General features: G+C 47.9%; 10 protein-coding genes. All 10 read left to right on the plus strand.

What is annotated here, in order from left to right:
- Positions 1-225: 225 nt before the first annotated feature.
- The 10 genes from C7820_RS06445 to C7820_RS06490 all read left to right on the plus strand — a co-directional run bounded on the left by C7820_RS06445 (position 226) and on the right by C7820_RS06490 (position 15,669).
- The gene (locus C7820_RS06445; RefSeq protein WP_258875137.1) at positions 226-717 is read left to right on the plus strand and encodes an NUDIX hydrolase; all 492 of its coding nucleotides are present in this window, start codon (positions 226-228) and stop codon (positions 715-717) included.
- Between the two features lie 366 nt (positions 718-1,083).
- The gene (locus C7820_RS06450) at positions 1,084-3,393 is read left to right on the plus strand and encodes a helix-turn-helix domain-containing protein (protein WP_116230233.1); all 2,310 of its coding nucleotides are present in this window, start codon (positions 1,084-1,086) and stop codon (positions 3,391-3,393) included.
- A 156-nt stretch (positions 3,394-3,549) separates the two neighbouring features.
- Entirely contained in the window at positions 3,550-4,464 is a 915-nt protein-coding gene (locus C7820_RS06455) for an ABC transporter permease (protein ID WP_163875335.1), read from the plus strand.
- A 15-nt stretch (positions 4,465-4,479) separates the two neighbouring features.
- Positions 4,480-5,376 carry a carbohydrate ABC transporter permease gene (locus C7820_RS06460; RefSeq protein WP_116230234.1) on the plus strand — a complete coding sequence of 299 codons (897 nt, stop codon included), beginning with the start codon at positions 4,480-4,482 and terminating at the stop codon, positions 5,374-5,376.
- 25 nt (positions 5,377-5,401) lie between these two features.
- Positions 5,402-7,072 (plus strand): ABC transporter substrate-binding protein, encoded by a 1,671-nt coding sequence (locus C7820_RS06465; protein ID WP_116230235.1) that lies wholly within the window; start codon positions 5,402-5,404, stop codon positions 7,070-7,072.
- Positions 7,073-7,337: 265 nt separating this feature from the next.
- Positions 7,338-7,787: a DUF1569 domain-containing protein gene (locus C7820_RS06470; RefSeq protein WP_116230236.1), complete on the plus strand. Its 450-nt coding sequence runs from the start codon at positions 7,338-7,340 to the stop codon at positions 7,785-7,787.
- 424 nt (positions 7,788-8,211) lie between these two features.
- Positions 8,212-10,467 (plus strand): glycosyl hydrolase family 95 catalytic domain-containing protein, encoded by a 2,256-nt coding sequence (locus C7820_RS06475; protein WP_116230237.1) that lies wholly within the window; start codon positions 8,212-8,214, stop codon positions 10,465-10,467.
- A 22-nt stretch (positions 10,468-10,489) separates the two neighbouring features.
- A complete protein-coding gene (locus C7820_RS06480) occupies positions 10,490-12,817 on the plus strand; it encodes a helix-turn-helix domain-containing protein (RefSeq protein ID WP_181908949.1) in 2,328 nt (775 codons plus the stop codon).
- A 153-nt stretch (positions 12,818-12,970) separates the two neighbouring features.
- Entirely contained in the window at positions 12,971-14,620 is a 1,650-nt protein-coding gene (locus tag C7820_RS06485) for an extracellular solute-binding protein (RefSeq protein ID WP_116230239.1), read from the plus strand.
- Between the two features lie 77 nt (positions 14,621-14,697).
- Positions 14,698-15,669 (plus strand): ABC transporter permease, encoded by a 972-nt coding sequence (locus C7820_RS06490; protein WP_116230240.1) that lies wholly within the window; start codon positions 14,698-14,700, stop codon positions 15,667-15,669.
- Positions 15,670-15,675 lie beyond the last annotated feature (6 nt).

Raw genomic sequence — 15,675 nt, forward strand, 5'->3', positions numbered from 1 at the left:
TACCCGCCGAGGACATCCTCACCGGGTTAATATCAACGAGAGCGCAGTCCCATTGTTATGGACCGCGCTCTTCTTTTTGATTGAACAGGATCGTACCGTTCGGATAAATCAATCCTTACCTATATTTCTTGGGGTCAGACAAACGTTAATCCTTGACAATAAAAATTTTTAGCCCCGAATGTAAAATGGTAAGCATAAATACAGTTAGCTTGGGGGAATGGTAGGGTGACTGATATCAATGACAATTTTCATCGGCATATGGGGGTCTATGGAATTTGTACAACTGATCACTGTATATTAGTTATTCGAAAAGTTCTAGGTCCTTACACGGGGAAATATGATTTACCTGGTGGTCGATTAGAGAAGATGGAGTCTTTAGAGCAAGGGGTCATAAGAGAACTCCGAGAAGAAACGGGATACACAGTTCGAAAGCTCAAAAATATTGGGGTTTGTGATTTTTCTGTCATGTGGACCTTACAAGATCATACAATAGAAAATTTACATCATATTGCGATTCTATATGAAGTTGATGTTGATTCGGAAGAGATCACTAATGCCATTGAAGCGTTTGAAGGACAAGATTCAGAAGGGGCTATTTGGCTGGACTTTGATGAAGTCAATGGTAACAATTCATCGCCTTTGGTATTGCAGGCAATGAAATGGGTGCGTACTGGGACCATTGCAGTTGCGGGTGGTTCATTTGATTATAGAATCTAAGTTTAACATGAAGTACATATTTACCGAAATTTCCATTCCTAAGGAACTAGAAAAACCAGCAGCAGCCGTGGGCAGATATTATCGTCCGCAGCTGTTACGAAATGGAGTACTCAAGTTCCTTTCAAGTAGCGTCAAAAGCCGGCTTTAGAACCGTTTCGGCCCAATGACGGAAGCTTGTGGGCGAGGTGTTTTCTTGCGTACGCTGAAGCGCGTTGAAGATCCCGCCCGCTCCAGCTATGTCCATGTGCAGTGATCACTAATTGACCGATATAGTTAGACATTTTTATAGTTTTCATTATTAATGACGGCTTACCTGGTTCTTGCTATATTGGAGTTACCGATAACTCTAGAAAGGATGGAACCCATTTGAAAGAAGCATCAGGTAGCCACGCAGTGCTGTTATTCCGTTTATTTGTGCCGTACGCCGTCATTTTATTGGCCTCGCTACTGGTTGGTTGGTTTGCTTATCACAAAACATCCGAGCTGGTTGAGAGTGAATCGCGGGAAAGAAATTCAGCGGTACTGGGCCAGGTCAGGGAATCGCTTGATCGACGGTTTGCCGAAATTGAGACGATCGCTCGGCAAATGTCCAGCGAGTCCAAAGTGCTCTCGTTTCAGTTTGTCAAATCACCGTTTTCCGATACGCATCCCTACAGGCTCTGGGAACTCGAAAAAAGCCTGTTCGATTACCAGGTCTTTAATCATTTTATCGTTGACTATTATATCGCTTACAAAAACAGCGGTATGGTCGTTTCGCCGGGAAAGGTATACACGAGCAGGCAGCTTTATGATCTGCAGCTTCATTATGAAGGCTTATCTTATGAGGAATGGTATAAGCAATTGTTCAATGAATTTCATTATAAGACCTACATGCCTGGAACTGAGGTAAAGTATGAAGGCAAATCCTATTCGGTTGTGAGTTACATGCAGTCTTTCGGGAGCAGGGACAGCCAGGGAATTATAACGGTGTTAATCGATAATAAGCAGATTCAGGAGATGCTGAGTCACATCAATATAGAGCAAGGGGGCTTTGCTTACATTGCGGATCAGAACGGGAGGGTGATCAGTCAAATTGGAGATGTGCATCCAGACTCAAATTTGAAAGCGCTTCCAGTAAGAGGAGGGTTTTCCAGAGGCCAGTGGAAAGGTGAAGATATGCTGATCACTCAAACTACCTCTGGATACAATGGATGGACCTATGTGGCGGCACAGCCCGAGGCAGTCGTACTCAGGAAGGCACATTACATCAAAGAGCTTACGCTAAGTGTGTTCACGGCAGCGCTGGCTTTGGGGCTTGTCGCAGCCTTTGTTCTGGCTTACCGTAGCAGCACTCCCGTCATCAAGCTCCAGCGAATGCTTCCCTCGGCCGCCAGAAGGGGGACTAATCGGAACCACCTGCTTCGGCTAAATGCAATGGAGGATATCCACGATTCGGTATCCGAGCTGATTGACAGCCGTGAACAGTTAAGACGCAGGCTGGATGAGCAGCTCCCGCTCATGCAAAGTGTGTTTTTTGACAGGCTCCTAAAGGGAGGCTTTACCTCTATGGAGGACTTGGAGAATGCTATGGATCATGCCAGGATTTCCATATGCGGCAGCTGCCATACGTTAGCGGTCATCCGGCTGGGGGGATATCAGGCACCTTATAATGAAGCGATGCTCACTGAGCTCGATTTTGTAAAGCTGGCCGTCTCTGACCGGATTTCAGGGATGGAAGCCGACTCGTTGAACATTCATGATCTGGGGGAAAACCAGCTTGCCTTGTTGCTAAGCAGCCATGCAGACACGGAAGAGCGGTGCCGCGAAGATGTCAAACACCGGGTTACTCGTATTTTTGATCAAATCCTTGGTCTGCACCAAGCCGGAATCACCATTGCAGTAGGCGGACAGCAGAGTCGGTTGACGGAAATTTACCGTTCTTTTGGGGAGGCCATATTCGTCCAGAATCATGCCTACTGGGGCGGAAGAGAACAGATTATATTTCATGATGATATGAAATTAACGGTTCCTGCATACTTTTTCCCTTCCGACGTGGAGCAGAGGCTGATTCAGATGGTGAAATCCGGGAATTACGGGGAAACTCAACAGCTGATCCAGATGATTCGGGATAAAAATAATGCAGAGCGGCAGCCATCCCTTGCCGTAGAACGCATTCTGTCTCAGGAACTCTGTGGAACGCTTTTGAAATGCCGCGAACGGGGGCAGCAGGGACCAGACGGTATGATGCCGGAGATGGATACCATTCTGAAGGCAGCCGACCCCCGCATAGAACCGGCTTCTTTGATAGACATGGTTCAACGGGCACTGCTTGAGCTGTGCAGACAGAACGAGCGGCGTAAAAAAAGCCATAACGATAAGCTTGCCGCCCAACTCGCATCCTTTATCCACGAACATTTTCATGATCCGGACCTTAGTCTGGCTATGCTGGCGAGGGAGGCACGTACTTCCGAGGCATACGTATCCTACTTTTTTAAAGAGCACACAGGACTTAACTTTTCCGACTACTTGGAAGATATCCGTATGAACAAGGCCAAAGCCTTACTCGCCGGAGAAAACAGGCCTATTAGTGAAATCGCCCTCTCCGTCGGCTACCTTTCCCTTAATTCTTTCAGCCGTGCGTTTAAACGGGCCAATGGAGTAAGCGCGACCGAATACAGGCGTTTAAATCAAGCCTAATGCTTTTATGACTTAAGATTTGTATAGTCCATGAATCGGGAATAATGCCTTTTCTAAAATTTCGCGTAGTGCAAAAAACGTGCAGATTTACGCGGAATTCCTCACCGTTCTATACTTCGATCACCGGCCGGTACCACATGGCAAAGTAAGGGGGGGATGAAGCTGAAGACGTTGAAGGAGTTGAGGAAAGGCTGGCAGTTGTACGCACTTTTTTTGCTGCCGCTGCTGTATATCATCATTTTTAAATACGTGCCGATGTATGGGGCCCAAATCGCATTCAAGGAATTTAATGTGACCAAAGGGATTACGGGGAGCCCCTGGGTCGGGTTTGGGCAGTTTGAGCGATTTTTCCGGTCCCATGAGTTCTGGAGGCTGCTGAAAAATACGCTTTCCATCAGTTTCTACACCTTACTGGCGAGCTTCCCGTTTCCGATTGCGCTAGCACTCGGTCTGAATTACGTCAGGAACCGCCGTTTCAAAAATACGGTTCAGATGGTGACCTATGCTCCTTATTTCATTTCTTTGGTTGTATTGGTAGGACTGCTGCTGCAGTTTCTCGATCCCCGGACAGGAATGATTAACACGGTGCTTGGATGGGCAGGGCTTGGACCCTACCATTTTATGGCCAAGGCTTCCTGGTTTCAATCGATCTACGTATGGTCTAACGTATGGCAAAATACGGGTTTTTCCTGCATTATTTACCTGGCTGCGCTATCGGGGATTGATCCCGCACTGCATGAAGCAGCCGTGATGGACGGGGCTACCAAGGTGCAGCGCATGCGGCATATCGATCTCCCGGGGATTATGCCCATTGCGGTCATCCTGTTGATTCTGAATACAGGTCAGATGATGGAGACAGGCTTTGAGAAAATTTTGCTTATGCAAAACTCACTGAACCTCCGTTCCTCGGAAGTCATTGACACTTATGTGTATAAAGTCGGCCTGGTTTCCCAGGCTATGAACTTCTCCTATGCAACGGCGATCGGACTTTTCAAGTCTGTCATCGGCTTTATTCTGCTGTTAGTCGTGAATCAGACCGCGAAGAAACTGAAGCAAGAAAGCTTATGGTAGAAGGGGATGCAAGCTATGAAACCATCCATTATGAAGGAAGCGAGGGCCGACCGATGGTTCACCCTACTGAATTATGCCGTGTTATCCATTATTTTGATCGTTGTCCTGTATCCGCTCATATTTGTCGTCAGTGCATCATTTAGTTCCAGCACGGCTGTTTTATCCGGCAGGGTATGGCTATGGCCGGTTGAGCCTACTTTAGAAGGCTATCGGGCTGTCTTCAAAAATGCCATGGTCGTTAAGGGCTTTATCAATACGATGTTTTATACTGTTGCTGGAACCGGGATTAATCTGGTATTCAGTGTGATGGCAGCCTACCCGCTATCCCGCAAGGATTTTCGGGGGAGAAATGGTTTTATGCTGCTCTTTGTATTCACGATGATGTTTAGCGGAGGACTCATTCCTTCGTATTTGCTTGTCAAAGATCTAGGCATGATCGACACCGTATGGGCGATGCTGCTTCCAGCCGCTCTTTCGGTTTGGAATGTGATCATTATGCGGACTTACTTTCAGACGACGATTCCGGATGAGCTCCTCGAAGCTTCTCAACTAGATGGGTGCAGCGATCTACGCTTCTTGCTCCGCATCGTTCTTCCTTTGTCCGGGCCCATATTAGCGGTTATTGCCTTGTTTTATGCAGTGGGTCACTGGAATCAGTATTTTAACGCGATGATTTATTTGAAACGAGCAGAATTGTATCCGCTTCAATTGGTTCTCCGCGACATTCTGGTTCAAAATGAAGTCAATATTGACATGCTCGGAGATGCCAAAACCGCTGCTGCACGGCAGGGATTGCGGGAGCTGTTAAAGTATTCGCTTATTGTGGTTACGTCCTTCCCGCTGCTTGTCGTATACCCGTTTGTGCAGAAATTTTTTGTCAAAGGGGTCATGATCGGATCGTTGAAAGGCTAATACCCCAATATGATGGAGGGCTGTTATGAGGAACTTCGTGAAAAAAACCATTGGTCTGGCTGCTGTTCTGAGCTTGCTGCTGGCAGGATGCTCTACGGAATCAGGATCCAAGGCAGCGGAGCCGGATCAGAAAGCATCCGGAACGGACATTCAACTGACGGCGCCAGGCACCTACCCGCTGGTCCAAGAGAAGACAACGCTTAAGGTCATGGTGCGCGGCAACCCGCTGGTCGAAAATTTCGAAACGAACGAATTCACGAAATGGTATGAAGAAAAAACGAATGTGCACATCGAATGGGAAGTCGTCCCCGAGCAAAGCATGCAGGAAAAGCTGAACCTCGTACTGGCGAGTGAAGATTATCCCGATGTGATTATGGGCCTGAACATTTCTCCGTCACAGCAAATGATTTATGGCTCGCAGGGAGCTTTTCTTCCCTTGAATGATCTGATTGAAAAGCAGGGGCTGCAAACGAAAAAAATGTTTCAAGAAAATCCGGAAATCAAATCCATGATTACGGCTATAGACGGAAACATCTATGCACTGCCGGAAGTCAATGACTGCTATCATTGTTCCATGAGCCAAAAGATGTGGATCTACGAGCCTTGGCTCAAAAAATTGAATCTGAAGATGCCTGAAACGACGGAGGACTTGTACCAAGTGCTGAAGGCGTTCAAAGAACAGGACCCGAACGGGAACGGCAAAAAAGATGAAATTCCGCTGGCTATCACCCAAAAGTCGTGGAGATCCTCGATCGACGCTTTCCTCATGAACTCTTTTATCTATAACCCGATCTATGGATCAGGCTATAAGCATATGTTCGTCAAGGAGGGCAAGGTCGACGTCGGCTACAACAAGCCGGAGTGGCGTGAAGGCCTCCGGTATATTCAAAAGCTGTACCAAGAGGGGCTGATTGCTCAAGAATCGTTTACCCAGGACGAAAACCAGCTGATTCAGCTGGGAGAAAATCAGAATGCCGTCATCATGGGAGCATCCACGGGCGGACACCAAGGGGTGTTTACCCAACTGCTTGGCGACAGCGGCCGATGGCTTGAATATAAAGCTGTCCCTCCATTAAAAGGGCCGGAAGGCAAACGGTTTGCAGCCGTGGATACTACGGCATTGACTCCGGGAGCGTTTGTGATTACGAAAAAAGCGAAGAATCCCGAGCTGGCGATGCGCTGGGCGGACGGGTTGTATGAAAAAGAGCAGACACTCCGCAGCGTATACGGCCGTCCTGGGCAGGAGTGGCGTGATGCGGAGAAAGGGGAGATTGGCATTAACGGCAAGCCGGCGGTATGGTCTGAGCTTAAATCGTTTGGCACCGTACAAAATGTGAACTGGGCACAGACGGGCCCGGCGCTGCGTACCAATGACTTCCGATTGTCTGCAGTTGCAAAAGGGGACGACGATCTGGAGGTTATATTATATCAGGAAACGAAAAATAAATATGAACCCTATAAGCCGACAGATGTGAGTACGCTCCCTCCGCTCTTCCTGACCAATGAGCAGGCAACCGAGGCTGCGGATTTGGCAAAGACCATCAATGATTACGTTGATGAAATGATCGCCCGGTTCATGATTGGCGATGCAAGTTTGGATCAGGACTGGGATAGCTATGTCAGCCAATTGGATGCCATGAATCTGAAGCGGTATCTCGAAATTTATCAGACGGCGTATGATAGCCGCAGTAAATAGAACAAACGAAGAGCATGACCATCGATATGGGGAAGTACCAAGGGTAATTGAAGGTCGGTGAACAATAGTTCATTCATGACACGACGGCAGCCGGCCCAAATCATCGGCTGCCATCGTTACGTTATCAGGCAGTAGACGTTTGCATGCAAAAGATGCTGCAATGGAATAGCAATCCCGAAGAAATCGAGTAGGCGAATAAAGGTATAATAAGCTTTGTAGCTGTCTAGCTATTCAGTTGTCATTCAATAAATTGAAGGAGTCTGTGATGAAAAACATCTTTAATCAAACGGACACTGCCGAGATCTTGAGCCGGATAGACAAATTGAGTCCAAATTCACGCGCTCAATGGGGTAAGATGGATGTTGCCCAAATGCTAGCTCATTGCTCATCGTTCCATGACATTGCAATGGGCAATTCCTTTCCCCCAAGAGGATGGTTAGGCATATTCATTGGAACGTTTGTGAAACCCATGTTTTATAATGACAAGCCACCTGCCCGCAACATGTCCACGATTCCTACAATTATGATTGTAGAAGAAAAAGAATTTGAAACCGAAAAAGTAAAATTAAAACAAAAAATTATAACATTCCAAAGGAATGGCCCGGAAAAATGCACGTCTCACCCACATCCCTTTTTTGGAAAGCTGACTCCTGAGCAATGGGGAAAAGGATTATACAAGCACCTGGACCATCACTTAAATCAATTTGGTGTTTAGTCATTCACAGAAGTATCATGGTCTGATAAGATAAAACCCTCACTTATCATGTTTGATAGGTGAGGGTTTTGACGTGTTTAGAGATGATAGGATTCACGCGGCACATTCCGAGTTGGGCCAGAGGGTAAGCTACGCCATCTTCTTCACAGTGCCGTTCACCATGTGTACCCGTTCTTCACGTAAGCTGGCGCGTTAGCAACTGCTACTGCATAGCCGACCTCGGCAAACATCGAGACTTTTATGATCCTGATACAAAAACAAAAACAGCCAGTAAACCAGAAGATGTATAATGGATTGGATAAGTAAAACCACATTGGATGAAGGTCGAGTCTTTTGGGTTTACTGATTATGTAAGCGGATACATACTGTAAGGCAGGTCTTAAAGGTTAAAGGCAACTACCCAAAAATAGAGGAGGAAAAGCAAATGAGTACACGCATTCAAACCCATATCGATTGGCCTGCATTCCTGTCCCGTCACGATATGTTATGGCAAACAAAACCGATAAGCTGGGATGAAGGTGTTTTTATAGGCAACGGTCTTCTTGGAGCCATGATATATAGCGAGGAGCATCGCGATCAACGACATGTGCTGAGGTTCGTGCTTGGTCGGACCGACGTGACGGTTTCGCGAGAAGGGGGCGCTAAGGCGTTTCCTGTGCGCGTCCCCATTGGCGAGATTGCGTTGGAGATGGAGGGCTGGATCTATCAGCCTTGTGAGATTCGGATTGATCTATGGAATGCTGAAATGCGCGCGGTGATCCCTACGACGAAGGGAGAGATCAGATTAAGGGCATTGATCCATGCCCTATATCCGGTTCTGGCCATTGAATTAGATAGCGATGAAGGTGAGCAGGGTGCGGAAATGAGATGGTATTCCTATCCTGAGGTCGATCCCATTCTGAAGAATGCCGATGGAATTAACCTGAACCAATACATACCGGAGATCACTGTCGAACGGACGGAAGAGGAAGGGACTGGCATCGGTGTCCAATCCTATGGCAAAGGTGAAGGCTGCACAACGGCTTGGAAGGTACATAATTACGGAAGAGTAAAGGAACGAAAAGTGGAATGCGAAAACGACGTAAGGTATCGCCGTCTATGCCTGTTGACAGTGGTCAACGGAATATCAAGTAAAGACAGGGAAATTGCACGCCATGAACTTGAGAATGTGCCCCAGGAAGATTTGACTTCGTGGATAGCCGAACATCGCCGTTGGTGGCATGACTATTATCCGGCAAGCTTTATCTCGATTCCGGACACACAGCTCGAAAGCTTTTACTGGATCCAAATGTACAAACTGGCCTCTGCAACAAGAAAAGACCTCCTTCCGATAGATAACCAAGGCCCGTGGATGACCTCAACGCCATGGCCGGGATTATGGTTTAATATGAACGTTCAGATGAGTTATTCACCGGTATATACCGCGAACCGTCTTGAGCTCGGACAATCCCTTATATCTTCGCTGCGGCAGCATCAGGAGCAGTTAATTCGTAACGTTGACGAATCTTTCCGCAGCGATTCGGCTGGCCTGGGGCGAAGCAGCAGCTATGATCTGAACAGCCCGGTTGAAGATGAGGTCGGAAATTTAACGTGGATTATGCATAACTGCTGGAGGCAGTACCGTTATTCGATGGATGAGGGACTGCTCCGTGATTTTGTTTATCCGCTGTTGCGGCGAAGCATTTGCCTCTATATGCATCTTCTGGAGGAAGGTCCGGACGGCAGACTCCATCTGCCACCCACGGTATCACCTGAATACGGCTCATTTAAACAACTCAAGACCCCCGATGCTCATTACGACCTCTCCCTGCTGCGCTGGGGCTGCGAAACACTGCTGTATGCTGCCAAAAGGATGGGGATCGAAGATCCGCTGCAGGCGCGCTGGGCCGATATTCTTGCCAGGCTTACACCGCTGCCGGTAGACCATACAGGATACAAAATCGGTAGGGATCTCAGCCTGGAATTCGGCCATCGACATTTCAGTCATTTGCTGGCTCTATTCCCGCTGCATATTACCGGAAATTCTGAGGAAGAACGGCAGCTCGCCATTCGTTCCCTCAGACATTGGATAGCCAAGGAAGGCGATCTGCGCGGGTTCAGCTTCACCGGAGCCGCTTCTATTGCAGCAGCCATGGGTCTGGGCGGTGAAGCACTAGCCTATTTGCGAAGCTTAATGCATTTGATTAAACCAAATACGATGTATAAAGAGGCGGGGCCGGTCATCGAGACGCCGTTAGCCGGGGCGGAAGCCATTCATGACATGCTGCTGCAGAGCTGGGGGAATATCATCCGGGTATTTCCTGCGGTTCCGGAGACGTGGCAGGAGGCTGTTTTTCATAATTTGCGTGCTGAAGGAGGATTCCTTGTAAGCGCTGCCTCGAAGGCGGGACAAACGGCTTTTATCCGAATTCAGAGTCTTGCCGGGGAACCATGCAGATTGCTAACAGATCTTGCATATTCGGAGAAAGGGTTTGTGATCGAAGTTCAAGGCAAGAGGGTCCATTATATATTACATGAGGATAGATCGATCGAAATCATGCTGAAATCGGGTGATGAGGCCGTGCTGTATGCTGCAGACGGTGAGGAGCCACGGGTAATTGCACCTGTGCCGGCTGAGCCGGGCATGCAGCACTTTTTTGGAAGCAGGAAGCCATGGCGATTGTATGGATTACCGAAATAATCCCTAGGGAGGCATGAGGATCATGTTTAAGCAGCTGCGCAAGTACAACCGGAGCGTGATAGTGACTTGGCTCATTTCCTATATTACCGTGTTAATGGTGCCCATTCTCATCAGTATTGTTCTGTATTTCATCACCTATCAACAGGTCAAGACGGAAACAAACCGTTCGAATGCGTTGTTATTGGAACAGATGGAGATGTCGATTGACAGCAAGCTGAAAGGGCTGGAGCAGCTGAGCCTGGAGATTGCTTTAAACCGGAATATCTCCAGCTTCTCGAGTGTCGATCCCCCGCTCAGCGATGCCCATTATTATGATTTGTTCCAAATTTCCGAGAGCCTGCGCACGTATAAAAACGCGAATGATTACATTGAGCAAATTTATGTCATGTATACAAACAGTGACACGGTGATCTCCACCTACGATCATATGAACCGCCAGGGTTTGTTTCAAAAGCTGCGCCAGCAGGACGATACCTCTTTTGACCAATGGAACAGCTTATTTGAGCGAAAATATGTAAACGGCTATACGCCGATGACGTTTTGGGATGGAGGGACTGCAACACCGGTTGTTGTGTTTGCAAGATCCCTTGTTTTTAACACACCGGGGCAGCCGCCGGCAATCGTACTGTTTGTCATGAAGGATTCGAAATTAATCGAAAGCGCCCCGCGGCATCCGGATGCAAGGATGTTCATTCTGGATACGGAGAGCCGGTATATCGCCGCTCGGACAGATCCAGGCCTCCTGCCGCAGCATCTCACCTACGGGGAGCTTCGGGATCAGCAGGGCATCGTGTATAAAGATGTGCAGGAGCAGCAAGCAGCCGTTTCCTATATCACTTCAAAAATAACGGGCTGGAAATACGTTTCCGTATTACCGGCATCCCTCTTTAACGAGAAAATGCAGTATATGCGCAAGCTCATATGGATCAGCATCGGCATGTGCTTCCTGGTTGGAGGCGTAATTTGCGTCCTTTTTCTGCGGAAAAATTATATGCCGATCCAAGTGATGCTCCAAAGTCTTTCGCATAAATTCGGATTGCGTTTTGACGGAGGTTCAAGTGAATATTCCTTCCTGCAAGGGGCCATTCAGCATTATTTTACGGAGAAAGAAGATATGCGTGCCCGTTTAGACCAGCACCGTAACACCATTCGGGCCCATCTCATCCGCAGGCTTCTTAAGGGATCCATAGAAAGGGAGGCTCTTCTTCACGAATCCCTTGCTGCCCATCATATTCAGTTCTCATCCGACCGCTTTGTGGTCATTCTCATGTCCGTGGACGGTTTCGGGAAATTCGAACAGTACGGCCAGAACGGCCTGGCGGATCAAAAGGAGCAGATGCTGCATTTTATTCTGACAAATGTCCTAGTGGATGCAGCAGCGGAAGATGCCGCTATATACACGACAGAAATGAATGATGTTCTTGCATGTATTGTGAATTTTCATAAAAGCGATTCTGAAGAGCGGGAGCGGCTTACTCTGCATCGCATATCCGCTCAGGTTCGTGAATTTATGCAGGAACAGATGCAGGTTGAGCTGACGATCGCGGTTGGGGAGGTCTATTCGGACATCTATGGGATCGCACAGTCCTATCATGAAGCACTGGATGCCCTGGAGTATCGGATTGTACTTGGAAGCGGACAGTTCATCCGGTATCGGGATACGCAATTGAATCAGGCGCCGCCGCATCATTATTATTTCCCGCTCAGCGTCGAACAGCAGCTCATCTATGTCGTGAAGAGCGGAAATTACGCGAAGGCTGAGGCGCTGATCGAAGATATTTTCCAGAAAAACTTCACGGGACACCCGGTATCCGTTCCACTTGCCAAATGCTTAATGTATAACATGGCCAGCACGATGCTTAATACGGTTGATGAAGTCAGCGTTACCGGCAAACGATCACTGGAGGCGCATCTCTTGGATGTAGAACCGCTCCTTTCATGTGAGCATGTCCCGCAAATGAAGGAACAATTGAAGGATAAGCTGAGTCAGGTCTGCAGCTGGATTCAAGCCGAGAAGCGGGATCACCACCGCTATTTAATTGAAGATGTACAGCGCTACATAGAGAACCATCTGCACGATCCGAATTTGAATATTTCCATGATCGGAGATGTATTCCGGATGACCCCGTCCTATATCTCGCGTCTTTATAAAGATCATACGGGAGAAGCGCTGCTGGACACGATTAACCGTTTGCGTCTCGCTGAAGCCAAAAGCCTCCTGAAGCACAACAAGCTGACCGTCAATGAAGTCGCTGGCCGTGTCGGTTATGCGGATGTCAGCACGTTTGTACGAACCTTTAAAAAGTTTGAAGGCATAACTCCCGGAGCATTCCAAAAGGCGGCACAATGACGCAGAAGACAGACAAGATCACGTTTTTTTAAAGAATTGCCTATCATTTTATGTTTTGTCTATGTTCACTTTCGCGGATTTGTTGAACAATGGCTTCGGATACTTTGTTGTGAAAGGGTATTCATCATACTATCCTGAATCGGGGGAATGGCAATGGATCGACGTTTACGGATAGGCAAAATCTTAATAAGGCGTTTTAAAGCGGCTGTCTCTTCTGTCCTGCTCATGAGTTTGATCCTGGCGGGATGCTCAACGGGAAGCACCGAGGAGGATGAACCGAAAGATCAAGCGGGCGCATCCTCAGATATCGGTTCGACCTATCCGCTGAAGACGAGCGAAGGGTTCACATCATGGGAAGCTTTGAACAATAATGCCGTCACCTTCTATTCCAATCTAGCCGAAACACCGTTTGGAAAGGCGCTGGCGGAGAAAACAGGAGTGAACGTGAAGTATGTCCATCCGAATGATCAGCAGACGAAGGAACAATTTAATCTGATGATCGCTTCTGATGAGCTGCCGGATACGATCGAATATGACTGGACCGGGCGAAGCGCAGGCTCCTATCCGGGGGGACCGGAGAAGGCGATCAAAGATGGGGTCATTCTGGAACTCAATGATCTCATTGACAAGTATGCGCCAAACCTCAAGAAAAAGCTGGAAGCAGACAAGGAACTCGACAAGATGGTGAAAACGGACAGCGGCAAATATTACGTATTTCCGATGATCCGCAATCCGTCCGGGCTGGTATTCCGTGGCCCAATCATTCGAAAAGACTGGCTCGACGACTTGAATTTGCCTGTACCTACCACGATTGCGGAATGGGAAACCACCTTGAAAGCTTTCAAAGATCAGAAAGGGGCGAAAGCTCCGCTTAGCGTCACGTACACGGGAGGGAATTTTGAAATCCGGGATGCTTTTATCGGTGCCTATCATACGTCCAACTCTTTTTATATTGATGACGAGGGCAAGGTGAAGTATGGTCCGGTCGATCCGCAGTACAAGGATTTTCTGGCGTTGTTCCGCAAATGGTTTGCCGAAGGCTTGTTCGATAAGGATTTTGCACTTACGGACGGCAAAGCTCTGGATAACAAGATTTTGACCGGCCAGACCGGAGCAACGGTGTCGCTGCTGAGTGGGGGTCTGGGCAAGTGGATGGATGCCATGAAGAAACAGGATCCGAAGTTTAAATTGGTGGGTGCCCCTTATCCAACGGTAAAGAAAGGGGAGGTTCCATTTACGGGTCAACGTGATTTTAAATACAACCCAGGACCAAGCAAAGCGATTACAACCGCCGCCAAAAATCCGGAATTGGTCGCAAAGTGGCTGGACTACGCATACAGCGATGAAGGTGCCATGCTGTTCAATTTCGGCATTGAAGGCGAGAGCTATTCGATGGACAACGGAACTCCGGTGTATACCGATTTGATCAAAAATAACGAGAAATACAGCCTGCAGCAAATGGTATCCCAATACTCCAAACCGAATGGTCCGTATGAAGCGGATGAGCGCCGCAACTGGAATACGTTCCCTGAGCAGGATGAGGCCGTTAAAATATGGTCTAATACAGACGCGGAAAAGCATACACTGCCCGCTTTCCTCACCCCAACGGATGAGGAGAGCAAGGAGCTCGGCAAAATCTTGACGGACGTAAGCAACTATAAGGAAGAGATGTTCGTGAAGTTCATCGTTGGCAAGGAACCGATGGAGAATTATGATGCTTACGTCACACAGATCAAGAAGCTCGGGATTGATCGGGCGGTCGAAATCTATCAGAATGCGCTGGATCGGTATAACGAGCGGTAGCGTTGATCAGCCCGGAGGAGGGCGATGACCGGCCGATTCCTCTGGGCTTTAGATTGATCATGAGGAGTGACAACGGCATGGCAAAACATCCGCCTCAAGAGCAGCATGCGGCTCTATTGGCCACTTCCGGAAGCAGGAGCCTAATCCGCTGGGGAATTCTGAAGGATATCCGAAGAAATCCTTGGCTCTATATCATGCTGACACCGGTGCTGCTCTATTTCACTATTTTTCACTATTATCCGATGTACGGCGCCCTGATTGCTTTCAAAGACTTTTCCCCGCGCTTAGGAATCATGGGCAGTCCATGGGTGGGTTGGGAACACTTTGAGTCATTTTTTGAAGGCATTTATTTCTGGCGTATCATTAAAAATACGCTATTGATCAGCTTCTATGAGCTGGTTTTTGGATTTCCCGCTCCCCTGATTCTTGCACTTTTGCTGAATGAAGTGAGAAAGACGGCATTCAAACGGACCGTCCAGACCTTTACCTATATGCCGCACTTTATTTCGCTCGTTGTTGTATGCGGTATGATCAAAGAATTTACGATGAGTGACGGAATCATTAATGACCTGCTGGCGTTGTTGGGCTGGGAACGGGTATCTTTACTGCTTGAATCCCAATATTTCCGGACGATCTTTGTCTCATCAGGAATTTGGCAAAATGTCGGATGGGGAACCATTATCTATTTGGCGGCATTAGCCGGTATTGATCAGGAGCAGTATGAAGCGGCGAGAATGGACGGTGCAGGCCGCTGGAAGCAAATGCTCCATGTGACATTACCGGGAATCATGCCGACGATCATCATTCTGTTCATTCTGGAAATGGGCAGGGTCATGAATGTGGGAGGAGAGAAAATCATTCTCCTGTACAATCCGTCCACGTATGAAACCGCGGATGTGATTAGTTCATATGTGTACCGTGTCGGACTGCAGGAGTTCGATTACAGCTTCAGTTCGGCCGTAGGACTGTTCAATTCCGCCATCAACTTTATGCTGGTCATCTGCTCCAACTGGTTGAGCCGGAAGATGAACAATACAGGTTTATGGTAGGAGGAA

Origin of the sequence: Paenibacillus sp. VMFN-D1 (genome assembly GCF_003386155.1) — a bacterium.
Taxonomy (GTDB): Bacteria; Bacillota; Bacilli; order Paenibacillales; family Paenibacillaceae; genus Paenibacillus_AQ; species Paenibacillus_AQ favisporus.